Below are 24,627 nucleotides of genomic sequence, written 5' to 3' on the forward strand. Positions count from 1 at the left end.
GCTATTTATGCTACGCTTTTTGTGTGCGAATTATTGTTGCGGATTGTAGTGCAGAATACACGGGTAGGCTTAATGCAAGTCTTCCAACAGCTAAGCGCGTTTTGCTTATTAAAGAAGACGGAAGCGTGCTTATTTTTTCGGAGATTGGCTCATACAAGCCTCTAAATTGGATGGTTGCTCCGTGCACGATGCACGTTGAGAAGGATTCTGGCGAGGCTGGCGATTCCTGCAATTCTGGCGAATCCGATATTGAATCTTGCGAAGAATCTAATGCCGAAAATGCCAAATCTAATGCCGAATCTGTTTTTGCAAACGGAACTGTTCTAAAAATCGCAGCAAAAAAGGGCAACGACATACTTCGCATTGTTTTGCAACACGTTTATAGCGATTCTTCCTACGACTTAGGCGAGGACCCAGGCCTTGTTAAAGACGGTGTGGAAGAGCATTTGCAGCATTACTTAGCAGAGCAAATTGAACGCATTGGCAAAGGTGCAAAGCTTGTTCGACGCGAATACCCTACTGCGATTGGTCCAGTGGATATTATGGCTAAGGATTCTAACGGCGTTCACGTGGCTATTGAGATTAAGAGAAATGGCGGCATTGACGGCGTTGAGCAGCTTACTAGATATTGCGAGTTGCTAAACCGCGACCCACTTCTTAAGCCCGTTCGCGGCATTTTTGCAGCGCAAACGATTACTCCACAAGCGCGCGTTCTTGCGCAAGATAGAGGATTTACTTGCCTTATTTTGGATTATGACGATATGCGCGGTGCTGATTCAAACGAGCTGCGACTTTTTTAGGCATACTCGCAAATCGCGTTTCGCGCGCATCCACACAGTTACGCATCCACACAGTCGCAGCGATTGGCGAGTTTTTGATATGACGATTGTCGGGATATTGATACGACGATTAGCTATGTTTAGAAATGTGGTTGTAAGTGCTAAACGTTAAAAGGTTTAATTAGTGGCGGCTTTAAGCTGATTCGGCGCGGTTCTTGAACTGTGTTTTGGGGAACAAAACGGTGAAATAATCGTAAAAAAGTTCCCTACATTATTTGATTATTGGGGAACAAAGCAGTAGATTATTTAAATAAATGTTCCCCAATTTACGCGCGAAAGAAGTGTGAAAATGGCCGCAAAATATGAGGATGTGCAAGAATTGCTTAGAAAAAAGGCTGATCTTAATGCTCGCTTGAGCTTGCTTGCCTATGATGGCACTCCTGAAATCAAAAATCGTGGAGATGGAAAATATTTATACACCAGAAAACGTGTTTCTGGAAAGTTGACGTCTACGTATGTTGGCGTATATTCGGATGATTTGTATAATCTTCTTCTTCGCAATGCAAGTGAATCTAGACAATTACGTAAAGAACTTCGCGCTGTAGTAAGGCAGCTCGCGAATGCTGGATATTCTAATAGTGAGTTATCTGCTGATTTGGTGAACAATATTGCTTTTGCAAGGGCTAACTTAAAGTCGAATATTTACGATCAGGCGGTTTTGGAAGGTGTTGCTACTACTTTTCCTCAAACTGAAGAGATTATAGATAACGGGAAAGTATTTGGTGTTTCTGCGAGTGACGTTCAAAAAATCTTGAATTTGAAGCATGCTTGGGAGTTTATTTTAGACGAGGATGTTTTGTTAAGCAGGTCTGATTATTACATGCTTAGTCATATAGCGAAGCTTGTTAATGAGGGGTTTTTCTTAGACGGTGGCCGTATAAGGGGTGTTCCTGTTGCGATTGGTGGCTCTACTTATATTCCGCCTATTCCTAATGAAATAGATGTTAAAGAAAAAATAAGGAATATTGTTGAAGGTGAGAAAGTTAGTGAGAATATTGAAGATAAAGAAGTTAGTGAGAATATTGAAGATAAAGTCGGAGGGAAAGAGCCTATTGATATTGCGATTGAATTATGCGTTTATTGCATGAAGTCGCAGATATTTTTAGATGGGAATAAGAGAGCTTCTGTGATTTTTGCGAATCATTATTTGATTTCTCATGGCAATGGCTTGTTGGTTATTCCAGAAAATAAGGTTCCTGAGTTTAAGAAGTTGCTTGTTGGGTATTATGAAGGTGAAGATTTGCAGGTGATTGCTTCGTTTATGAGGGAATATTGTTGGAAGCATTAAAGCATTAAGACAATATCAGAAGGCAGATTCTTCAAATTCCCGTAATGGCATCTAAGGATAAGCAGTACCAGAACGCTATGAAGAATTCTGATGAGCAGGAAGCGCGGACTGAAAGTGAGTGCGCACTTCAACAGGTTATTTTCTCATATCATGTCCGACAATATGGAGCTGTTTAAGCAATTCCAAGACAATGTGTCGTTCAAAAAATGACTCTCGGATCTGGTCTTTAATCTGACTTACAGTAAAGAAGGAAATCCGTATATTTTGCCTGATTGTGAAGAAGATGGTATGAGGGACTAATTATGTCACGAGGTAAAAGTCTAAATTTATACCTAATTGGCGGCACTCCAAGTGGTCTTATCAAGTGCACCCTAGCTAACTGGACAGGACTTGCATACAAGATTCCACGCACTCTTCTTGCTCAAGCCAAGCACATTGACTTTCTCAACCAGACAGGTGTTTATTTTCTGTTTGGTGAGGATGAACAAACCGGTAATCCACAGTGTTACGTAGGTCAAGCTGGTGTTCGCAAGAATGGAAAGGGCATTCATTGTCGTCTCGATGAGCATAACCGGCCAAAAGAAGGATGGTGGACAGCAGCTATTGCATTCACCACATCAAATAACAGCTTCGGCCCTACAGAGATTAGCTACCTAGAAAACCGCTTCTATAACATGGCGGCAGAAGTTGGACGCTACGAAACAAAAAATGGCAACGATCCTAATCCTGGCAACATAACCGAGGAAAAAGAAAGCGAACTTGAAGAATACATCGACTACGCCAAAATTGTTATGGGAGCACTTGGCTATAAGCTCTTTGAGTCACTTAGAGAAATGACTCAGGCGCAAGAATCGGAGCCAGAGTCCGCAAGCAATGAACCCGTTCTCTATCTCAGGTACGGTCAAGCACAAGCTACCGGTCAGCGCACAGCTGAGGGTTTTGTTGTATTTGCAGGCAGTCGTATTTCACCTCAATTGACGAAGAGTGCAGGCAAGGCGGTAGAAAAACATCGAGAGCGTTATGCCGAGAAAATTGATCAGCATGGAACCTTGCTTGCTGATTTGCTCTTCTCCAGCCCCTCGGCATCAGCGTCCTTTGTAGGCGGAGCAAGCCTGAATGGAAATGCACTCTGGAAAACGGAGGATGGAACGTCGCTTGGCCAACTGTGAGGCTAGTAAATCTCGTAACGCACAGCCCTGAACAATTTAACGAACAGCTATACAATTTAACGCAGGCCTCTAAGGGGTACGAACTTACCTGCTCTATGCTCAATCAAGCAGCCTAAAATGCACCTTTGTGAACATTGACTCTGAAAAAGCGAACATTGAAAATAAAAAAGTGAACATTGAAGAGGATTTTACAGCAAAGACCGCTTCGCATGTTCACAAATCACAACACCTATTATAGAAAAGAGGAGGATGCGCAAATGGATAAACAAGAAGTAATCGAAATACCTGCAGACGAAATTGAGACAATTGACATAGAAGATTATAGAGGAGAAATTGCTGAGCACTTCCATCAGATGCCTGATGTTGCTAGACCATTGATGAGTGAGGCAAAACAGACTTTTCATAGAATTGAGCAGATGCTGTATTCAGCGCCAGCTTTCATAAATGCTGTAAAAGCTGCAATTCCAGATGTTACACTTCAAGCTGTTCTTACGGATGACCAGAAGAGTCAGCTTGCAAAAGGCGCGCTTAAATTGATGACAAAGAAAGATGGTTATCTTATAGCAAACCTTGTGAATCCGGAAACTAATAAAATTGTATCCACTATTCCATTGAAAAGCGTTCAGATGGCACCTGAAATGACACAAGCGATGACTAGCTTTTCAACACAGATGCAAATGGCACAAATCGCAGAGCAGATACAAGTAGTGCAGATTGCTGTAGAAGAAGTAAGACAAGGCCAAGAATATGACCGTTTAGCAATAGCATATAGCTGTCAGCAAAAATTATTACAAGCAATGGCAATTAAGAATCCTGAACTACGTTCTATGGCTTTAATGCAGCTTGCAGCTTCTGCTGAGGATAGCAGAAATCTATTGATGTTGAGCCAGAAGTCAAATGTTAAGTTTATTTCAGAACAGCCAGAAGATTTACTTGGTAAGATATTTAATGGGGATTCACCTGAAAAGATTAATTTGAGAATGAACGAAATTAGAGAGAGCTTATGTGCGGTAAATATGGTTTCTTTTACCGAGGCTATGGCTTATCAAGAAATGAATGAAGATGAAGCTGCTCACCAAAGTTTGACTTATTTTGCTGACTTCGTAAATGATACATATCTTGCCGTTCCGGGATTAGTTGAACGACTTGATTTAATAGACCCATCTTCTAAGAATTACTGGTCACAGACACTACCAAATATAAAAGAAAAGATTAATGCGCTTCCGTGCGCTGGGAATCCGATTCTAATAGGAGGTTCTGATGATGAAGAATAAAACGGATGAAGTGAAATATTGTAAAAGTAAGAATTGTAAAAAAGTCTTTCCGGTAGGATACAAACATAAATATTGCGAGGCATGCAGAAATAAACATGCAGAAACCACAAAGAAAACCTTAAAAGCAGTTTTCGGAACAGCTATTTCTGGCGCAGTACTTGCATTAACTGCTGGAATGATTAAGCCAAAGAACAAATAAAGGCCTATAGTCCGAAAATCAATCATTCCACGCAATCATATATAAAATAAAGAGTTGGACTGATTCCAATACGGTATCTTACACCCAACCTCAAGCAAACATTTGGAAATGCAAGTACCATCGTCAAGATATGAATGTAGATATTCAATTAACGGTTTTAGCGTTCGACTTGTATGTAGACAAGAGCCAGTTCAAAGACAGTCGATATGAAAACTAAATAATAACTAAGCCAAAGGCGATCAACCGTAAAAGTTGGTCGCTTTTGTTTTGCCCATTATCAGAAAGGAGAAGTTGCCCATGAGTAAAGAATTGGAAAAGCTTGGTAATTCGTAGCCGGAAGTCAACGTTGTGTATGTATTGTGTTGCAATATGCGATACAGTATTTTATGATGTGTGTATGGAGGTTGGTTGATATGGCAGTTACTAAAACAGCGAATGTGAATGTGAGAATACAAGAAAATATTAAGCAGAAGGCTGAGCAGATTTTGGAAACGATTGGAGTTCCTAGGGCTACTGCTATTGACATGTTTTACCGTCAAATCATTCTTAATAACGGTATTCCGTTTTCGCTTACTATTCCAAAGTCGCTTCCAGCACAAGATGATATGGATGAGAAAACATTTAATGCTTTGATGGCTAAAGGCTATGATCAGGCGATTCAAGGTGATAGTTATACGATAGATAATGTTTTTGAGGAACTTGAACACTGATGAGCAGCCATGGGGTAAGCTTGGGTTTAGAAAAATACGCGTAAAAAACTATTACATTTACTTTTTGGTTGATGAGAATAGAAAAGAAGTTCAAATACTCGCGGTTATTTACGTTAGAAGAGATCAAGCTAGGCAACTGGAAGAATTGTAATGTAACGCGCTATTAAGCCGGTCTTAAACCTTTTTAACGATATATTTTTCTATCGTTAAAAGGTGCACCCAATATCCATAGTGTGCACTTGAAAAAGTGTAGCTATACTCGTAAGTTCTCTCAATCCAGTCAGAATGACTGTCATAGGTCTACGCATCACGGTCAAAATGCACAATATCACAGTCAAAATGCGTAATATCACAGTCAAAATATAGCCAATCACATTCAAAATCGAAAAAATGACAGTCATAACACTTTTATCACAGTCACGACTGTGTACAAAATATAAAATATTAAAAATATAAAACACAAAAGCCAGCAACTAAAAGTTGTGAAAGTAAAAGATTAAAGCATAACTAAAAGTTGCGAAAGAAAAACGCTAAAATAGTGAATATGAGTGCAACAGTAGCGAAGAGATATGTTGAAGCAGCTGGCGGAATCATCTACCGCTTGCGCAAAACTGCTAGCAAAGAAAGCAAGCCAAGCAATCCGAACAGCACAAATCCAAATAAAGATTTCGGTAATGTTGGCAGCGAATCTAACGCTTGTAATCAAGTGTTAAACAAAAGCAACATAGAACTTTGCCTTGTTTACCGCCCAAAATACAACGATTGGAGCTGGCCAAAAGGCAAGAACGAAGCCAATGAATCGCATCGTCACACTGCCGTGCGCGAAGTTGGCGAAGAGACTGGCTACGCAGTTACACTGGGCCCACATATTGCGCAAATCGAGTATCCACTCGAAAACGAAGGCAAAAAATCGTCTGCAAAAAACGGCATAAAAAGCATCACAAAAAACGGCTCGCAAAATAACGATCAGCCAGAAGTAATCAAGCGAATTCACTATTGGATGATGCGCGAAATCAGCGAAAGCGATGCAATAAAGCGACTTCCAGCATTTGGCCCAATAAAACCAGCAAAATCTAGTGAAATTGGCAATGTTATTTGGCTTACACCAGAAGACGCTCGCAAAAAACTTACGCACGATAGCGATCAGCTTGTTTTAGACGCATTCCTTGAGCGAATCGAGTCTGGGCAAGCAAATTATAAAACGCTGATTCTTGTGCGCCACGGCAAAGCGGAATCGCGAAAAGCTTGGCAAGGCAGCGAGGCCACTCGCCCAATCACGCCTCTTGGTTCTGCATCATCCTATGCGCTTGGTCGCGAGCTTGCTTGCTATGCGCCATACAAAATTGTTTCATCGCCTTGGAAGCGATGCTTAGAAACTGTAGACGCTTTTGCAAAAAACTCTTCAATCAATATAGAAAAAGTTGCAGAGCTTACAGAAGATTTTCACGAGAAAAATCCAAAGTCAACTCTAAACGTGCTAACAAGTGAGATAAAAAATCTTGTAAACGCAGCTAGCGATGACCACTCAACAGCAAACACAAAAACAACAACAAAAACAACAACAAAAACAACAACAAAAACAAAATCAGAAACAACAACCGCAACAACAGTTATGTGCTTGCATCGCCCAATTATTGGAACATTTTTTGCGCATTTAAGGGATATTTCTAAGCCAAAAGCAAATAAACGCATACTTAGTCAAAAATCGCCATATATGCCTACTGGAAGTGCCGTAATTTTGCACATTGTAAGCTCCAAAAAAGGTCCTAAAATCGTAAACATAGAAAAGGTTTTGCCAATTGTCTACTAATATTAATTCGCAATCGGGTTCAATTCACTCTAGCAGATCCGCGTTTATGCCAAGCCCAATCGGCTCGAATCGCCCTAGCAGGCCAGCGCAAATGGACCCAGCAATGCTCGCGCAAATTGAGGGCGGCACAGACCCACAAATCGTAAACGAAATTAGTCACACTTCAGCTGCCGTTTTGCTAAACCGCGTTCATAAAACGCAAACTCCCGAAATTGTTGAGCGCGTGCTTAACTTGGTAGAAAACGAGGGCATTGAAATTATTGCGGATTTATGGAGTAAAGCAGAGGCTCAATCTCTTCCTGGAATGCTTTGGCGATTGTATTTGCTTAGAACATCACTACGCAAAAATGGCGACTCTTATGCTGCATATTGGCGCATTGGCGAGCCAGAGGCCACTAGCGCTTCGGCGATTACTGGAGTTGACGAGTCTCCTACAAAAGAAGATATTGCGCGACTTGCCGACTCGATTCTTTCTGGCGCGTTTACTGGCGATTTTGCTGTTGCGCTATATCGCGCTTCTGCGTTTAGCGCGATTATTTCGCGCGGAATGCGCACGTACGCAAAAAGACTAGGCCAGACGCAAAATTCTGAAAGCAGCAGCGCGCAAAAAATTGCCAACGTTTTGCACACTTGCGCTAACATGCACGCGCTTTCTTTAGACTTTGCTAGCGGCGCAAAATTGTGGCAGGCAGGCAAACTTGATTAGATTATTCGCGGCGCGCTGAAATCAAAAAGCATGTATACTCGGGAAGTGACGCTGGCTTGTGCTTAAGCCCCGGGCTCCATTTTTTGCCGCTGCGAGCGGCGTTTGCGCCGACAGGCGCTTTCGCAAGTCAGCGTTTTTAAGATGTTTTAAATTCTCCAACAATTCACAAAATTCAACCTTCATTAACAATTGTTTATATTTTTTCTAAATAATCACGGCACGCCGCTAGCTTAACGTGCAATGCTTGCACTAATCTAGAAGGTATGGATCTTCATGTTTTACATCATCCGCTGGTGGACCACAAGCTCACCGTTTTGCGAGATAAGAATACACCATCTAATATTTTCCGCGAGTTAGTTTCCGAATTGGTAACTCTCGAAGCATACGAAGCAACACGCAACTTGGAAGTTAGCGATCGCGAGATTGAAACTCCTATTTGCAAGATGACTGGCAAGCATTTAAACCGTCCACGCCCAATGGTTGTGCCTGTTTTGCGCGCTGGTCTTGGTATGCTCGACGGCATGACTCGCCTTCTTCCAACCGCTGAGGTTGGATTCCTTGGCATGAAGCGAGACGAGCAAACTCTCGACATCGTCACTTATGCTAACCGTTTACCAGAAGATTTGACTGGTCGTCAATGCTTCCTTCTTGACCCAATGCTTGCTACTGGTGGCACTCTTATTGCTGCTACGCATTATTTGGCAGAGCGCGGCGCTAAAGATGTTACTGCTATTAACATTTTGGCAGCACCAGAAGGCTTGGAGCGCATTGAGAAGGAGATTGATCCTTCTATTGACTTTAAGGTTGTTGTTTGCGCTGTAGATGAGCATTTGAACGACAAAGCTTATATTGTTCCAGGTCTTGGCGACGCTGGCGATCGCTTGTACGGCTTGATTGACTAATAATCACCAGCTAAATCAAACGAAAACTAGAATCAAAAGCTAGAAATAAAACTACAAAATAGCCTGCTGATTTGCAACACTTTGCAAGCTTCAGCAGGCTTTTGTATTTACATCTTTAATTATTTGTCGGTCTCATATTCGTTTAATTTTATTACTATTAAATTCCAGTTCGTGAATACTCCATAATACCATTGAGACAACTACGATAGATGCAGCTGCAACAGTAGCAACATTAACTTGCGGTCCACGATCCATTGTGTACTTGACCATTCCACGATTCAAAACATGTACAACAATAAATTGGCCAAAGAATATTTCAATAAAGCCAGCAAGTATTAATATGCTATCAATAATAATTAATATTTTCTTACGAATTAATCCTCTATTACACAACCCAACAATCATTTGAATTATTGGTGAAATAATTGAAACTAACACAACACCCAAAAGACTTAAATCAAAATCTGCTGGATACTTTCCTGGCATTTTAATAAGCAATAAAACTGCTAAAAATACAAAAGATAATGGTAAAAACCATTCTTTCCAATATTTAACGACGAACACGATAATAAGCTCCTTTAGCATATAAAGCTTCTAAAGCATCTCGCAAAGCTCCACTGTAGCTGATGCCAGCTTTTTGTGCCCAAGTGTCAAGCCAAGCTGGAACAGTAACATTTTTACGAACTGCCTGAGAACCGTATTTTGCAGCATAGGAATCCATATCAAGCGCAACCATAGACAACTTTGAATTAGGATTTTCTACAACAATATCACTAATATCACTAGCTTTTGGCGCAGTCTTACCACTTTCGAGTTCTGTAAGAACCCATCCACTTGCTGCATCTTCTGCCATAATCAGAGCCTCTGCAAGATTACTACCGCCAGTTACACACCCTGGCAAATCAGGGACTTCTGCAACAAAACCTCCGCTATTATCTTCGTATGGAGTAAGAATAACAGGATACGCTAATTTCATCATTTCACCTTTGCTTCACTAATTCCCGCCTGACGCCAAATTGACTTAACAACAGATGGGTTAATGCGTAGATTATACACACTATGCGCATAAAATAAAATAATCAATCAAATTTCTACTAAATCATGCATACGCTCATGTTCATTTAGTGAGAGCAGATTTTACCGCGGACGAGTTACTGCCACTTTGCGAGCGCGATCTGCTAATTCGTCCAATTTGGCAAGCTCCGCGCGCTGAGAATCAGTCTGCTTTGGCGCAAATTCTCCATAACGATTTTGCGCAGCTGTGCGAATTAAAAAGTCAGCCAAACGCGGATTTTTTGGCAAAACCGAACCGTGCATATAAGTGCCGATAACGTTGTATTTGCGCGCACCTTCCGTGTGGTCTTCGCCGTTGTTTCCGCAATTTTCACTATCAACCAATCCAAGTGGCTGCGTTCCATCTTGCAAGCTTGTGCGCCCAGAATGGTTCTCGTATCCCACAATATCTCCAAAATCGGCACTATGCTCCACAAGATTTCCAATCATGCGCACGTCTTGACCAACCGTATGCTCGCCGAGTATTCCAATTCCTTGAAGCTTTTGCCCCTCAACGGTTTCAAAATACTCTCCAAAAAGCTGGTAAAGCCCGCAAATCATAAGCATTGGAACGCCATTTTTTGCAAGCTCTCGAATCGCGTCTGCGCGCGCAAATAAATCATCTGTAACTCTGCTTTGACCATGATCTTGGCCGCCGCCGCCAAGAATCATATCTACTCGCTTTGGCCAATCATCGCCAACGTTGTACTCGTGAAGCACAGGCTTGTAACCGTACAATTCCGCTCGGCGCATAATCGTAAGCACATTGCCATAGTCGCCGTAAATATTCATGTCTTTTGGATATAACGACACAATGTCTAATACTCGATTTTCGGCTTCATTAGTAGCATTCGCTTGACTAATATCATTAATATCACTCATATTATTCATTACGACTACTTTCTTGCTACTTTCCGACTCCAACATCTTTAACGCTTGCGATTTGCCCTAATGTAGCTCGCACGCGAAGCATTGCTGTATATGTGCAATATATGCGTTTTGCGTTTTTAACATTGCTACTAAAATCGCCATTTACAAAAGCTTTAACGTCTTCTTCTAAATCAGTGTTCACATTTCTAGAAGCAACTTTGTTGTATTGCAAACGCAAAGCCATATCCCACGCGCGTGTTCCAGAAACGCAAGCGACTCCAGTGCTGCTAAAGCACGTAAAATCAACGTCCCACAGCCAGCTCATGTCTCGCCCGTCCGCGTATTCGTCGCAAATTGCAATCATTGTGTCATGATTTGCAGGCTTACACGAGGCGAGTGCAAGTCTAAATCCAATAGGATTTTTCACTAGAACAAGCTCCACAGGAGCGCCGTTAACTTCGATTACTTCGCCTCGCCCAAATGCTGGCGTTACGCGAGAAATCGCATCCATAAGCGCATCGTCGTTAAATTTTGCCAGCGTTGCATCTTTTTTAGCAGCATCCGCCAAAATCGCTCGCACAATCGTAGACGCAGCAGCAGCGTTAAAAACGTTATACACGCCTCGCAACTTAACGTTAGTAGTCTTTCTGCGCCCATCAATCAAAAAATCGGCTTTATTGCCATCAACTTTTGCCAAAACAACATCTGCATGCAAAAGATTGCGCGAATCATTATGCAAAGCATCACGCGAATCGCCAGCCAAATCGCCATCCAAATCGCCAGCCAAATCATTATGCAAATCGTCGTCGGTTGGAAACATGCTTCTTAACGATTCGTCCAAACCAAAATACTTTACTTTACAAGGCGGCAAAACGTCTTTAGAAAGCGCAGAAATTCGCGGATCTTCTCGATTTAGCACAACTACTTGCTTAGTTGCGCGCGCAACATTACTCAACAATTTAGCTGTAGTGTCAATCTCGCCAAATCTATCTAACTGATCTCGCATAACGTTTAGAAGAAGCGAATAGCGCGGCTTTATTTGATTTACAAAATGCACAGCGTAAGCTTCATCAAGCTCTAAAACAGCTATATCCGCATTCAACTTCGTACCAAAAACAGGCATTTCTTGCACCAATGATGCAACAACTCCGCGCGTAAAATTCGATCCCGTAGGATTTGTAAACACGCGCAATCCAGCATCTCTAAGCATAGACGCAACCATGCGAGTTGTAGTGGTTTTGCCATTAGTTCCCGAAATTAGCACAACTCCGTAAGGCAAACTCCCTAGCGTTCTAGCCAAAAACCCACTGTCTAGTGTTTCTACAACTTTGCCTGGCAAAGCACTTCCGCCGTGGCGCAAAGCTCTAGAAACCGCGCGAACCAGCTTTCCTACAGCAGGCATAAAAGCATCAAGCAGACTGGCCATCATAGCCTCCAACAGCATCGTTCCCTTGTGCATATGATTGCGACTGGTAGTCTTGCGGCATATCTTTAAACTTAGACGTTGATCCAAGAAAAGCTAGATTAAACGTTCCCGTAGGGCCATTACGATGCTTTGCCATAATAATGTCTGCTTCGCCAGGGCGATCTTCTTTGTTGTAAAAATCAGGCCTATGCACAAGAAACACAACGTCTGCATCTTGCTCAATAGAACCCGATTCACGCAAATCCGAAAGCTGCGGCTTTTTATCGTTTCGCATTTCTGGCCCTCTGTTTAGCTGGCTTAGCGCAACAACCGGCACTTCTAGCTCTTTTGCAAGCAGCTTTAACGCGCGCGAAAACTCGGAGACCTCTTGCTGCCTCGATTCAACCCTTTTACCCGAAGTCATAAGTTGCAAATAGTCGATTACAACTAGCTTTAAGTCGTTAGTCTGCTTTAGTCGCCTACATTTTGCGCGAATTTCCATAAGACTCATATTTGGGCTATCGTCTATAAAAAGCGGAGCATCCTTCATTTTTGACCAAAACGCGTTTAGCTTAGTCCACCTATCGGTTGTAATGTCTTCTGGAGTTCCACGATGCATTGCCGTCATTGGAATATCCGTTTCGGCTGCGATTATTCTTTGAGCAAGCTCCAATTTGTTCATTTCTAGCGAGAACACTATTGTTGTCATATTGTGATGCAACGCTGCAGAACGCGCAAAGTCGATTCCAAGAGTTGACTTTCCCATTGCAGGTCTACCAGCTACGACTACCATTTGCCCTGGTTGCAAGCCTTGCGTACTATCGTCAATGTCTCTAAAGCCTGTTGGAACGCCTTTTTCAATCTCGTTGCTTTGCAACTTGTCTAACTGCTCTAGAGCATCTTGCACAACAGGGCCAATAGCAGAATAATCCTGATGAACTTTGCCCGAGCTCATCTCGTAGACTTCGGATTGTGCAAGGTTCACAACGTCTTCCGCTTGGTCTCCAGTGGCCGAATAGCCCATTTGCGCAATCTTTGTTCCAGCAGCAATCACATTTCGCAAAATCGCATTTTTGTGCACAATATCCGCGTAATATAGCGCGTTTGCGGCTGTAGGAACGCATGCTACAAGGCTATGCAAGTAGTCTGCTCCGCCAATTTTCTCCAAGTTTTCGCCTTTTAGAAGCTCGTTTGCAACTAAAACAACGTCTACTGGTTGCGACCCAGAAAATAGGTTTATAATCGCGTCGTAAATTGTTTGATGCTTTGGAACGTAAAAGTCTGCTGTTTCTAGGATTTGCGAAACTTCGCCAATAGCATCTTTGCTCATTAGCATTCCGCCTAGAACGGCCATTTCTGCGTCTTCGTCGTGAGGTGGAACCTTGTCAAACAAGCTAACATTAGCGTTAGCGTTGTTTAATCGGTTTGAGTCTTTTCGATTTGACTGCCACATATCATTATCTGCCATAAAATCGAGTATAAACGTCTGCACGGAGCACGCAAACAAAAGTTTATATAAACCAACACAAATCGTAAGTTAAATACTTCGCGATTTTACAAATCAACTTAAAAGTCATAAGTCACAAATCACAATTCACAAATCACAATTCACAAATCAACCTAACAAATCACAGATTTGCGCACTTCATCCAATCATCCGTTTTAACTCTAAGCGAATTTCCAAGCGCGCGTCCGCCAATATACACAGCATTAAGAGCAACCCACAGCGATATTGTTTTAGTAATATCTCCTGCAAAAAGAGCCACATTTGCCGCACAAACCGCACTAATTGCAATAAGATACACAACTGCTGTAATTGAGCACGATTTGGCTAAATACTTGTGATCTCCAGCCCCGATTAACACTCCGTCTAAAGCCCACATAAATCCAGATAGAGGCAAGAAAATTCCAAGAATCGTCATTCCTATTGAAACCAAAAGTTGCACTTCGGCATTTGGACTAAATAGCGGAGAGCATAACCATCCTGCAAATATCATTAAAATTCCAACGATTACGCTACTTAATGCTCCTACTTGTGCGCAAACTTTTGTTATTACATTAGCACGTTTTAATAAGCCAGCTCCAAGCGCGGAGGCGACTATTGTTTGAGCTGCAATTCCTATAGCGTCTAATATGTTCATAACAAAATTCCAGCAAGAATTTGCAACTTGATATGCCGCTAAAGTGTTTGTTCCAAGTCGCGCAGCCGCTGCAACAGTTGCAACCATGCACGCGCGCAACGCCAATGTGCGTATAAACAGCGGAATACCACTTCCAGCGCTTTTAAGTATGCTGTGTGCCTGCGGACGCAAACGTGCTTTTTCTCTAGCTGCCCAAAAAATCGCTGGCAGCGTTAAAACAATACCCATATACCATTGCGCTATCATTGTTGCTATTCCAGACCCAGCAATTCCAAGATTCATTCCAAACACAAATAGAATATCTAAAATCGCGTTTAGCACAGCTCCACTTATTGCAGCAAAAAGCGTGATTTTTACTTTGCTAAGTCCTCTAAAAATGCCATTTGCAGCGTAAATTAGCAACATTGCGGGCAATCCAGGCATAACAGTTTGAGTGTAAATAATCGCGTTTTTAAGCGTTTCGCCATTTGCGCCAAAACTTTGGCAAAGCGGGCGCGCAAACACCATTAAAACAAGCGTTAGAACAACCCCAAGCACGAGAGCAAGCCACAATCCATCCATTCCAACGCTTAGCCCTTGGCGATTTTTGCCAGCACCCAGTAGCCTTGCAACTTGGCTTGTTGTGTTGTACGCCAAAAACAGGCATAGCCCCGTTGTTGTTAAAAGCACGGTTGAGCCTATTGAAAGCCCTGCAAGTTGCGTTTTGCCTAAATGCCCAACTATTGCAGTGTCTACTAAAACAAACGCTGGTTCTGCAATAAGCTGGCCAAATGTAGGAATAGCTAGAGAAAATATGTGTTTCAGTAGGTCTTTTTTGTTAACGTTTTCACTCTGGTCGCTCATAATAATGGCCTATTTAACGCCTTTTCATGCTTTTTTGGTAATTGAATCATTTATCTTGAATTATGCAATCGCTATCATAAAACTTTTTGAATTGCAAACTGAATATGATTTCAAAAAAGTTATCCGCAGGATATCCACAAAGTTATCCCCCATTTGTGTATAACTTTTATAGATATACACAGCAACACGCCTAAAATGTGGATAACTAAAAGTTTTATCCACATTGCGCAATCCGAGTGTGTCACATTTGCGTCTTATCTTCAGCGTCAATCGCAGATTTTTCTTGAGCAATACCAGAAAAATCGTACGCACGCTCACCTTGATCCGCTAAATCAACGCCCTTACGCTCTTTAGCTTCCGATATTCTCCAACCAAAAAGCTTCTCTAATCCAAATGCAAGCAACGCGCTAACGGCTCCAGAATAAAGAATTGTGATTGCAAGAAGGCATATTTGCGCAATTAGCTGATGCCAATCGCCAGTAGAAAGCAATCCGCTTGCATCCGCAAATAATCCAACAGATAGAATGCCAATAAACGCAGCAATGCCATTTACGCTTACAACGTGTAGCGCGCCATCGTAGCGAGTAAAAGTCTTAGAATGCGTAGCAAGGCATGTAACAACTCCAACAATCGCACCCAATACAACCGCCCACAAAGGCGCTATAACGTCTGCAGCGGCAGCACTAGCAGCCAAACCAGCCATGATTCCACTAGCTGCACCAACGGCACTAAAGCACCCCGAGCGCAAGCGTTCCGCAACACCCCAAGCAAGCATAGACGCAGACGCTGTAATAGTTGAGCTAACCCACGCGTACCCAGCAACTCCTGGAAGACCTACAGAAGAACCAATCATTAAGCCAAGCCAGCCAAACCAAATGATGAAAATTCCAAGAACAACAAATGGAACATTGTGCGGAGCGCGTGCAGAAACATTGGAAAAATTGCCATTATCCGCAAGCTCGCTAGCGTTTTCTAAGGAAGAATCGCCCTTAGCTTTAGAATCATCGCTAGAAGCAGCAGAATCATTAGTCTTATTAGACTTTGCAACTTCCATCAAAAGTGCGCGAACTAAATTGCCCTTGTGCTCCGAATTTGCGCCACCCAAAGTCGCAAAAGACTTGGTATGTAAAACAAAATTCTTAAGAGGAAAATGAGCATGACCGCCAATAATAAGCACAATTGCTAAAGCCGAAACTGCCGCAGCTACGTGCAACAAAGATCCGCCTGCAAAATCATGAACCTGGATTCCAAGAGCCTGAGATATAGCGCCATTTGGCGAAAGCAGACCGCCTCCGCAAACCATGTGCGCAAGAGGTGCAAACACAAGCGTTACCCAAACAGCAACGAATATTAGCCAAATCGCATAGCGCACTCGACCAGCAAGCGCTCCAGTTATAAGAGCCACAGCAACAACCGCGCACGCAAGTCTAAATGCCGCTGGAATTCCGCCAGCAAGACCAGTGTTTGCGTCCATCGAAGTAAAAATGCCGTGATCTGCCACCATTGAATCGCGTAGCAGCAATCCGCTTACAGGGTCTCCAACAACGCCGCCAATCATGTCTTTGCCAGCAAAGGCCATTGACCAGCCCCAAAGCGTCCAAACTATGGTTGTTACCGCAATTGCACCAGCGGAAAGCATCATCATGTTAACCATTGACGTTGCACGCTCACGGCCACCATAAAACAGTGCGATTCCTGGCGTAATTATAAACACTAATGCGGCAGCTAGTAACGCCCATTGCGGATCCATTGCGGTCATTTTTCACCTCACAAACGCAACCATCGGTGGTTGCAATTTAATTTATATTCTAATCAACTCAAGCTAAAAGTTACTAAAGCAAAATTGCTTAATCTAAAATGCGACTAAAGCCAAAAGCAACTCAAGCCAAAATGCCGTCTACAAAACTTTCTGGATCAAACGGAGCAAGGTCATCTGGACCTTCCCCTAGACCAACAAGCTTTACAGGAACTCCAAGCTCGCGTTGAACAGAAATCACAATTCCACCTTTTGCAGAGCCGTCTAACTTTGTTAGCACAACGCCCGTAATTCCAATAGCTTGAGCAAAGACTTTTGCTTGAGCCATTCCATTTTGGCCAGTTGTAGCATCAAGCACTAAAAGCACTTCGTCTACAGGAACAGTTTTTTCGACTACGCGGCGGATTTTGCCAAGCTCTTCCATAAGATTTGCTTTATTTTGCAACCTTCCAGCCGTGTCTACAATCAAAACGTCTGCGTTTGCTTCTTTGGCAGCCGTAGCGCCATCAAAAGCCACGGAAGCAGGATCTGCTCCATCTTTTTGACTACGCACAACTTTAACACCTGCAGCATTTGCCCAAGTTTCAAGCTGATCGGCAGCAGCCGCGCGGAAAGTATCGGCAGCAGCAAGAATTACAGAACGATTTTTAGAAACCATTAGTCGCGCAAGCTTGCCAGCAGTAGTGGTTTTTCCAGTGCCATTTACGCCAACCATCATGATTACGCTTGGCTTATTTGCATCTTGCAAATCTGCTTTTAGACTTCTATCGGTTTTGCTGCCAACAACATCTAGAAGTTTCGCGCGCAATGTTTCGCGAACCTCTTGCGCGCTTGCAGTATCACAAATCCTAGCGTCTTTTTTAAGCGACTCAACCAACTCTTCGCTTGCTTGCGCGCCAACATCCGCCATTAAAAGCGTGTCTTCTACATCTTGCCAATCGTCTTCACTAATATTATCTTTGCTTAAAATGTTAAAAAGCGCGCGTCCAAAAGGATTTTGACTATTCGCAAGCTTGCCTCTAAGCCTAGCCATTCTAGACGTTGCATTTTCTGGCAATTGCGCGCTAAAATCGCTATTATTTTCAGCGCTACTAGACAATGGGTCTTCTTTGCTAGTAGGTATTACTGGGCCATTCGATTTTCCAATAATTCGCAAAACAACAGCTACCGCCACTAAAGCAACAGCTAAAATAACTGCGCCAACAGTAAACCATATAATCAAATTTAAGTCCATAACCATGTTCATATAATAAGCCTATGAAATTAAAGGGACACATTAAAGAAAATTAGCTTAAATTATAGTTGAAATTGTTGATTATTCGCAAAAATCACGCAAATATTAGTGTTCTAATACAATATTTTTTATAGACCATTATGAGTGAAAATTTATAATACATTTGCAAACCACTTTAATTGCCACTTTAATGGCCACTTTACAATCAAACTGAATTGAGGTGATAGTTTATGGAAAATTTGCCATTAGTCAATGTTTATGGAGCCGATTGGTGTGGCGATTGCATTCGCGCAAAGTCCGCGCTTAACCAGTTTAATGTTGCTTTTACTTGGCACAATATTGAGTCCGAAGACGGAGCTGCTCAAAAAGCTGTTGAGATTAGCGGTCAGAAGCATATTCCTGTTGTGACTTTTAGCGACGGCAGCTTTATGGTTGAGCCATCCGCAAGCCAAATCAAAGATAAGCTTATGCAATTAGGACAACTTGCAAACTAACACGCCAACATCAAAGAAGTTGGATTAGTCTACAAAATGTAGTATACTGGGCATTTGTTGCCCCTTTAGCTCAATTGGCAGAGCAGAGTCCTTTTAAGTCTTGGGTTGTGGGTTCGAGTCCCACAGGGGGCACAAAATAAGCACTGCACGTAGCAGATGGTTCTTAAATTCCAAATCATCTTGTTACATGCAGTGCTTTTATGCTATAACACTTAGATTTCTATATCTCTACAAGCAAATAACAGATAAATAGCATATAAATATAAACTTATTTACCTATTTACGCTACTCTCCAGCAAACACCACGCCCTTACGCAGCATAATGTTAGCGTATTGAGCACGCTCACCCGTGGCAACAACACAATATGCCTTCTTTGCCTCATCGTAGAACGCAAATCTTTCAAGAGTTCCTAAAGTGCTTGCTCCACGTTTATCGTATTTAGCAATAATATCTTCATATTCTTTCCAAATTGGAGTTTCGCAAGGGTCTCCTGGAACAACTTCCATAAGTGTAGCTGGCTTATCGGTGTATTGATCGAGTGGCATCAACTTTAAGATTGCAGTTAGCAATTCCGAAGTTCCATGACCATCGCAGCGTACAACTATAGCGTCTTTTCCTACAGACTCAGTTGGAAAATTTCCATCGGCCAATACTAAAACATCTCCATGGCCCATTTCGCAGAGAACCTTCAGCAATGCTGGAGGAATTATAGAATCTACACCCTTTAACATAATAATCTCCCTTGATTAATTGATAAATAACTATTATTAGTTGGCAATCATTGACAACTAACAAGAAAATTCTATCACCATTCACAAAAGAAATTAACAAAATTCCTAAAATAAATACGAATTATTCCACATTTCAGAGAGAATAATTCCACACTTCACTAAACAAAAGTAAAGCAGATGCAAAAAGGTGTAAAGTAAGGAATCTCTTAAAACGCTAGCAAAACAAAAATGCTCACAAAAGCACGCAAAAGCTCACAAAAAGCTCAGCTTGCCCAAACACTTGCGTCTTGATCGTACTCGTCATCGTCGTCGCTCGCCGCAGCAGCAGGAGCGGCTGCAGGCGCAGGCGTGGAATACGTGTACTCGTCATCTACAACGCCAGAATCCGCATCCGCATTAATCGCAGCCAAAACGCGCTTATCCATCTTGTATTGAGGCAAAACGTTCTTAATGTAACTTGTTACTGCATCTTGCATAGAAACGTCGTGCCCAACGCGCTCTGCCATAAACCAACGATGATCCAAAACTTCGTGGAAGAATTGTGCAGGTTGAATTTGCGACCTAAACTCAGGCGGAATCATGCGAACAGTAGGCTCAAACACTTCGCGCATCCAGTCTGTAGCAACAATCTCCAGCTCTTCACCTTGACGCCATGTAGAAGTGCGGTACGCGTCTAAATCGTTAAGAAGCCTACGAGCTTGATTTTCTTGCACATCTAAGCCAGTCAAACGCAAAAGCTTTCTAGAAGCGTATCCAGCGTCCACAACTCGCGGTCTAACCAAAACTCTTCGCCCATCTTCGGAAGTCTTCATCTCAAGCTCGTCTACGTCAAATCCAAGCTCGTTAAGACGATTCACGCGGCGCTCAATACGCCACATTTCGTCTGGGCTAAACTTATCTACGTCTGTAAGCGTGCTCCAAAGCGAATGGTATCTGTCTACAAGCCTGTTTCCAATGCTAATTTCGTCAACTTCTCCAGGCAAAAGCTGGCCAGAACTCAAATCCATTAATTCGCCGATTATATTTGTGCGAGCTAAATCAATATCGTATTCTCGCTGGCCTTCGGTAAGGCTTCCGTGCAAATCGCCAGTTTCCGCGTCCACCAAAAACGCAGTAAATGCGTCGGCATCGCGCAAGAACAGAACGTTAGAAAGCGAAACATCTCCCCAATAGAATCCCGAAAGATGCAAACGAACCATAAGCACAGCAAGCGCATCAATTAAACGCTCCGCAGTATCTGGGCGCAAAGTTCTAGCAAATAGTGCTCGATAAGGCAGTGAGAATTTAAGATGACGAGTAACAAGCATTGCTTCAAGCGGCTCACCATTCTTATCTTTTCTACCAGCAACAACCGCTATAGGCTTAACTGTTGGAAGTTCCAGCTTGCGCAAACGTCTTAAAAGCTCATATTCGCGCTCCGCGACTTGACGAGTAATCTCCTTCATTGCGTACACTTCGTCGCCTACGTGCACAAAACGCACAACGTGCCTAGATATGCCTCGAGGAAGGTTAACAAAAAGATTTGTAGGCCATTGAGAAAGCGGCAGCTCCCAAGGAAGCATAAACATTTGAGGATTAGAGCTTGCAGCAGTAATCTTCAACGCTGGCGGTTCCGCAGAAGATACGGTCTCGCTAAGCGCAGAAACCGATGTTGCTTGCGCAGCACGCGGATCCATTAAAGGAGTTTCGTTCCATTCCATAAAATCTAGTCTACCCGTAAAGCTGAACGCTAATAACCAAATAATCACCAAATGTGAATAAATGCAAATACAACTACAGATTAAAATAAGCTAAATCATGCGAAAACGGGGCTCGCCTAGCGAACCCCGCCATACCCTTATACAGAAATCTCGGGCACTCAAAACAAGAATCAAGTGCCCAAGAAAACGCTAGTTCAAACGCAACTCTGTAGAAGGTGCAAACAGGTGCATCTTGGATGGATCAATCTTAATCTTTACAACGTCACCAACCTTTGGAAGCGCACGTGGGTTCACGCGAATCGTTGTGAGCTTGTTCTGGTCGCTCATCATTGTAGATGCTTCTTCTGGAGATCCATCGGTGATGATGTTTCCGTAGATGTAACCGTCGGAGCCAAGATCTTCCACGTTTACAACCTTCAAGGAGAAGGCATTTGGATCGTCGGAAGTTGCCAAGCTTGCATCTTCTGGACGGAAGCCAACAATAATCTGACCCTTATCTTCCTCGGCAAGCTTATCAACAGCTTCTGCTGGAAGAGTGATGGAATCTTCGCCAATTTGAGCCTTGCCATCAACCACTGGATGCTGGTTAATGTTCATAGATGGGGAACCAATGAAGCCTGCAACAAACACGTTTGCTGGGCGGTCATAAAGCTCGGTTGGAGCGCCAACCTGCTGCAAAATGCCAAGCTTAATAACGGCAATGCGGTCGCCCATTGTCAAAGCCTCGGTCTGATCGTGCGTTACGTAAAGAGTAGTAACGCCGAGCTGACGCTGCAATGCTGCGATTTGTGTACGAGTCTGTACGCGAAGCTTTGCATCAAGGTTAGAAAGAGGCTCATCCATAAGGAAGACTTTTGGTTCGCGAACAATTGCGCGACCCATTGCAACACGCTGACGCTGACCACCAGACAAAGCCTTTGGCTTACGATCCAAGTACTCAGTCAAATCCAAAACTTCAGCAGCTTTTTCAACGCGCTTGCGGATTTCTTCCTTGTTTACGCCTGCAATCTTAAGAGCAAAGCCCATGTTATCTGCAACAGTCATATGTGGATACAATGCGTAGTTCTGGAACACCATTGCGATATCGCGATCTTTTGGCTGCATTGTAGTAACGTCTTGACCACCAATAAGAATGCGACCTTTGTTAACCTCTTCCAAGCCAGCCAACATTCGTAGCGTTGTGGACTTACCGCAACCAGATGGACCAACGAGTACAAGGAACTCGCCATCCTTAATAGTCATGTTCAAATCATCAACCGAAGGCTTATCGTTGCCTGGGTAGATTCGAGTTACATGATCAAATACAACTTCTGCCATGATATTTTCCTTTCATCGGCAGGTACGTGCCGAACGATCCGTTGTGAAGGGTGTGCACCAAAGACCCCAAGTCCTACATCGGCGGCGTCAATCGTCCACATTTACTTACATGGTTCATTGAAGGTTCTCTTCGTTGAGCCATGATTCAATATATCATGTTTATTCAGTAAAAACAGCAAAATTACAGTATTTTCTAACACTTCGGCGTGTCGAGTATAAAAATCACTCATAAACAAAGGCTTATAAACACGATTACTTTTACAGTAGATATATAAACATTTGTTTATAAAATCGCGTGTTTAGTGTTAAAAAACAAATTGGCATAGCTGCACACTAACATAATGCATTATGGAAGATGTGAGCATGTTTGACTTGCGCTCTGGCCAAAATGTTGGCGGATACACGCTGATTGAGCGACTGGGCGGAGGCGCTATGGGCTCCGTTTGGCGAGTAAAAGACGACGGCGGCCATTTTTACGCAATGAAGATTTTGCGAGCATCAATGCTAGAAAACCAAGACGATGATTTGGAATCTGCAGAAGTTAGCAATCCGCAAGAGCAAGCAAGACTTAGACTTAGGCGCGAGGCGCTAGCTTTGCAAAAAATACACCACGAAGGCGTGTGCTCAATAGTAGACATGGAGCTTGATGCTTCAATCGCTTTTATAGTCACAGAACTTATTGACGGCCACAATCTTAAAGAAGACGTTGCAATTAACGGCCCATACGTTGGTGGCGATTTAGAACGACTTGCGCACAAACTAATCGACGCTGTAAAAGCGGTTCATAGTGCGGGCATAATTCACCGAGATATTAAGCCTACAAACATAATGATTTCCACTACTGGCCCCGTTTTAGTTGATTTTGGAATATCTATGGGGCAGGGCGAGTCGCATGTTACGCGAACTGGCCTTGTAATGGGAACCCCTGGATTTATTGCTCCAGAAATCATTGAAGGCGGAGAATCGAGCGAACTTACAGATTGGTGGAGCGTAGCTGCCGTTCTAGCTTTTGCAGCAACAGGAAAGCCTGTTTTTGGAACCAAGCCAATAATGGCAGTTTTAGAAAGAGCAGCATCTGGGAACGCAAATCTTAATGGTCTTCCAATAAGAACAATGCAAGCATTCAAAAGCGCATTAAATCCTAAAAGAAGCGAAAGATGCACTCCCGAACAGCTTGAAAACGCAATTTTCCAAGATGCTATGAACCCTACAGACTGGCAGGATTCAAGCTACCCTTTTGAGCACAGCTTTAGTGGAGAAACTGTACCCAATAATGCAAAAACTCACGATTTTAACACGACTTTTCAAACAAGAAAGCTTCCAGAAAACCCTAGAAAAATGTGGGTTTCTAAGAATGTTGACAATACAACTTTATTACACTCTACAGAATCGGATTTAATAGACCCCGAGCCAACATCTTTACTAGACGCCACTAGCACATCCACCACCAAGGTATACGCAAACGGGTTAGAACAAGCTATAGATCCAGAACAGGTTACAGAGCCAGAACAAATCACAAACTCAGAACAAGCAACCAAAATTGCTGAGCCGCCTGAGTTAGATGAAAATCCGCATCCAAACGTAAATAAATACTTATTTCGCGGACGAGTGGCGGCGGCTGTATTCATTACTCTTGCAAGCTTACTAGCTGCGATTTCTCCAATAGATGCGCTTGCAGCAAATCTTATTTTTATGCTAATTACAGCAACAATCGGATACAATGTTTGCTCAAGCGTACGCAGAAAACGCGCGAACGAATCCGTTGGCGGAAAAGACGTATTCATAAGAATCGCTAGCATACCGTGGCATTTTATTAAAGCAATCGCATACTCGATTAAAAAAGTCCTAACTCTTGCAACAGCAGGCATTATTGGAGCATACGTGTATCCAATTTTAATACATGCATCTAGTCAATTAATCAAAGTTCAAGTTTGGTCAATTAGCGTGATTTTACCAACATACGCTCCAGATATTTGTTCGCCAACTTCAATTGGGTACATTATTGGATTTATTGCAGGATGGATTATTTCTTTTATATTAGGTAAAACTAAAATATTCGCCGTTGGAGCAGGGGCCATTTGCGGCGCGGGAAAATCGCAAGCAACCGATGGCGATTAAGTCCGTTGATACCGTAATCTAAACTATTCTTTTAGATTAATTTACTTATGTATGTTATTTGTAAAAA

Annotated in this window: 23 protein-coding genes and 1 tRNA gene; 13 read left to right on the top strand and 11 right to left on the bottom strand. The window is 42.7% G+C overall.

Features of this window, described 5'->3' with window-relative positions:
* Positions 1-23: 23 nt before the first annotated feature.
* The 10 genes from nucS (at position 24) to upp (ending at position 8,897) form a co-directional block, all read left to right on the top strand.
* On the top strand, positions 24-800 hold the full coding sequence (nucS, locus tag HXT23_RS05665; protein WP_422112823.1) for an endonuclease NucS: 777 nt from the start codon (positions 24-26) through the stop codon (positions 798-800).
* Positions 801-1,128: 328 nt separating this feature from the next.
* Positions 1,129-2,127, top strand: a complete 999-nt coding sequence (locus HXT23_RS05670; RefSeq protein ID WP_116285379.1) for a cell filamentation protein Fic — start codon at positions 1,129-1,131, stop codon at positions 2,125-2,127.
* A gap of 302 nt (positions 2,128-2,429) precedes the next feature.
* A complete protein-coding gene (locus HXT23_RS05675) occupies positions 2,430-3,296 on the top strand; it encodes a GIY-YIG nuclease family protein (RefSeq protein ID WP_016635900.1) in 867 nt (288 codons plus the stop codon).
* A 257-nt stretch (positions 3,297-3,553) separates the two neighbouring features.
* Positions 3,554-4,570, top strand: a complete 1,017-nt coding sequence (locus HXT23_RS05680) for a hypothetical protein (protein WP_032815502.1) — start codon at positions 3,554-3,556, stop codon at positions 4,568-4,570.
* Positions 4,557-4,769 (top strand): hypothetical protein, encoded by a 213-nt coding sequence (locus tag HXT23_RS05685; RefSeq protein ID WP_016635898.1) that lies wholly within the window; start codon positions 4,557-4,559, stop codon positions 4,767-4,769. The genes HXT23_RS05680 and HXT23_RS05685 overlap by 14 nt, the downstream gene beginning before the upstream one ends.
* A 413-nt stretch (positions 4,770-5,182) precedes the next feature.
* The gene (locus tag HXT23_RS05690) at positions 5,183-5,479 is read left to right on the top strand and encodes a type II toxin-antitoxin system RelB/DinJ family antitoxin (protein WP_422112824.1); all 297 of its coding nucleotides are present in this window, start codon (positions 5,183-5,185) and stop codon (positions 5,477-5,479) included.
* On the top strand, positions 5,469-5,630 hold the full coding sequence (locus HXT23_RS05695; RefSeq protein ID WP_205412671.1) for a hypothetical protein: 162 nt from the start codon (positions 5,469-5,471) through the stop codon (positions 5,628-5,630). Before HXT23_RS05690 ends, HXT23_RS05695 begins: the two co-directional genes overlap by 11 nt.
* Positions 5,631-6,023: 393 nt before the next feature.
* A complete protein-coding gene (locus HXT23_RS05700; RefSeq protein ID WP_422112825.1) occupies positions 6,024-7,289 on the top strand; it encodes an NUDIX hydrolase in 1,266 nt (421 codons plus the stop codon).
* Between the two features lie 46 nt (positions 7,290-7,335).
* Positions 7,336-7,995 (top strand): thymidine phosphorylase, encoded by a 660-nt coding sequence (locus tag HXT23_RS05705; RefSeq protein WP_116286121.1) that lies wholly within the window; start codon positions 7,336-7,338, stop codon positions 7,993-7,995.
* A 263-nt stretch (positions 7,996-8,258) separates the two neighbouring features.
* Positions 8,259-8,897: a uracil phosphoribosyltransferase gene (upp, locus tag HXT23_RS05710; protein WP_004120306.1), complete on the top strand. Its 639-nt coding sequence runs from the start codon at positions 8,259-8,261 to the stop codon at positions 8,895-8,897.
* A gap of 132 nt (positions 8,898-9,029) precedes the next feature.
* Here upp and HXT23_RS05715 read toward each other — a convergent pair whose 3' ends face one another.
* From HXT23_RS05715 to ftsY, 8 genes are all read right to left on the bottom strand, one after another.
* Entirely contained in the window at positions 9,030-9,461 is a 432-nt protein-coding gene (locus HXT23_RS05715) for a hypothetical protein (protein ID WP_004116406.1), read from the bottom strand.
* Positions 9,448-9,873 carry a type II toxin-antitoxin system HicB family antitoxin gene (locus HXT23_RS05720; RefSeq protein WP_032815982.1) on the bottom strand — a complete coding sequence of 142 codons (426 nt, stop codon included), beginning with the start codon at positions 9,871-9,873 and terminating at the stop codon, positions 9,448-9,450. Before HXT23_RS05720 ends, HXT23_RS05715 begins: the two co-directional genes overlap by 14 nt.
* Before the next feature lie 161 nt (positions 9,874-10,034).
* Positions 10,035-10,841 carry a type 1 glutamine amidotransferase gene (locus HXT23_RS05725; protein WP_422112826.1) on the bottom strand — a complete coding sequence of 269 codons (807 nt, stop codon included), beginning with the start codon at positions 10,839-10,841 and terminating at the stop codon, positions 10,035-10,037.
* Positions 10,842-10,857: 16 nt separating this feature from the next.
* Positions 10,858-12,246, bottom strand: coding sequence for a MurT ligase domain-containing protein (locus HXT23_RS05730; protein WP_422112827.1), 1,389 nt, complete (start codon positions 12,244-12,246; stop codon positions 10,858-10,860).
* Positions 12,230-13,693, bottom strand: a complete 1,464-nt coding sequence (gene dnaB / locus HXT23_RS05735; RefSeq protein ID WP_422112828.1) for a replicative DNA helicase — start codon at positions 13,691-13,693, stop codon at positions 12,230-12,232. Before dnaB ends, HXT23_RS05730 begins: the two co-directional genes overlap by 17 nt.
* Positions 13,694-13,853: 160 nt before the next feature.
* Positions 13,854-15,209: an MATE family efflux transporter gene (locus HXT23_RS05740; RefSeq protein ID WP_422112829.1), complete on the bottom strand. Its 1,356-nt coding sequence runs from the start codon at positions 15,207-15,209 to the stop codon at positions 13,854-13,856.
* A gap of 241 nt (positions 15,210-15,450) precedes the next feature.
* Positions 15,451-16,968, bottom strand: a complete 1,518-nt coding sequence (locus HXT23_RS05745) for an ammonium transporter (protein ID WP_116285367.1) — start codon at positions 16,966-16,968, stop codon at positions 15,451-15,453.
* A 121-nt stretch (positions 16,969-17,089) separates the two neighbouring features.
* Positions 17,090-18,211, bottom strand: coding sequence for a signal recognition particle-docking protein FtsY (ftsY, locus tag HXT23_RS05750; RefSeq protein WP_422112830.1), 1,122 nt, complete (start codon positions 18,209-18,211; stop codon positions 17,090-17,092).
* Between the two features lie 218 nt (positions 18,212-18,429).
* Between ftsY and HXT23_RS05755 the strand changes: the two genes are divergently transcribed.
* The gene (locus HXT23_RS05755) at positions 18,430-18,693 is read left to right on the top strand and encodes a mycoredoxin (RefSeq protein ID WP_016635485.1); all 264 of its coding nucleotides are present in this window, start codon (positions 18,430-18,432) and stop codon (positions 18,691-18,693) included.
* Positions 18,694-18,752: 59 nt separating this feature from the next.
* Positions 18,753-18,825 (top strand) — tRNA-Lys (locus tag HXT23_RS05760).
* A 153-nt stretch (positions 18,826-18,978) separates the two neighbouring features.
* Here the strand turns inward: HXT23_RS05760 and HXT23_RS05765 are convergent.
* The 3 genes from HXT23_RS05765 to HXT23_RS05775 form a co-directional block, all read right to left on the bottom strand.
* On the bottom strand, positions 18,979-19,425 hold the full coding sequence (locus HXT23_RS05765) for an RbsD/FucU family protein (RefSeq protein WP_004131125.1): 447 nt from the start codon (positions 19,423-19,425) through the stop codon (positions 18,979-18,981).
* 263 nt (positions 19,426-19,688) lie between these two features.
* On the bottom strand, positions 19,689-21,125 hold the full coding sequence (locus HXT23_RS05770) for a DUF4032 domain-containing protein (protein ID WP_016832416.1): 1,437 nt from the start codon (positions 21,123-21,125) through the stop codon (positions 19,689-19,691).
* A gap of 189 nt (positions 21,126-21,314) precedes the next feature.
* Positions 21,315-22,442 (bottom strand): ABC transporter ATP-binding protein, encoded by a 1,128-nt coding sequence (locus tag HXT23_RS05775; RefSeq protein WP_116438099.1) that lies wholly within the window; start codon positions 22,440-22,442, stop codon positions 21,315-21,317.
* A gap of 348 nt (positions 22,443-22,790) precedes the next feature.
* Between HXT23_RS05775 and HXT23_RS05780 the strand changes: the two genes are divergently transcribed.
* On the top strand, positions 22,791-24,560 hold the full coding sequence (locus tag HXT23_RS05780; RefSeq protein ID WP_422112831.1) for a serine/threonine-protein kinase: 1,770 nt from the start codon (positions 22,791-22,793) through the stop codon (positions 24,558-24,560).
* Positions 24,561-24,627: the final 67 nt, after the last annotated feature.

The sequence above is a fragment of the Gardnerella sp. DNF00257 genome, assembly GCF_049262745.1.
In the GTDB taxonomy this organism is placed as follows: Bacteria; Actinomycetota; Actinomycetes; order Actinomycetales; family Bifidobacteriaceae; genus Bifidobacterium; species Bifidobacterium piotii.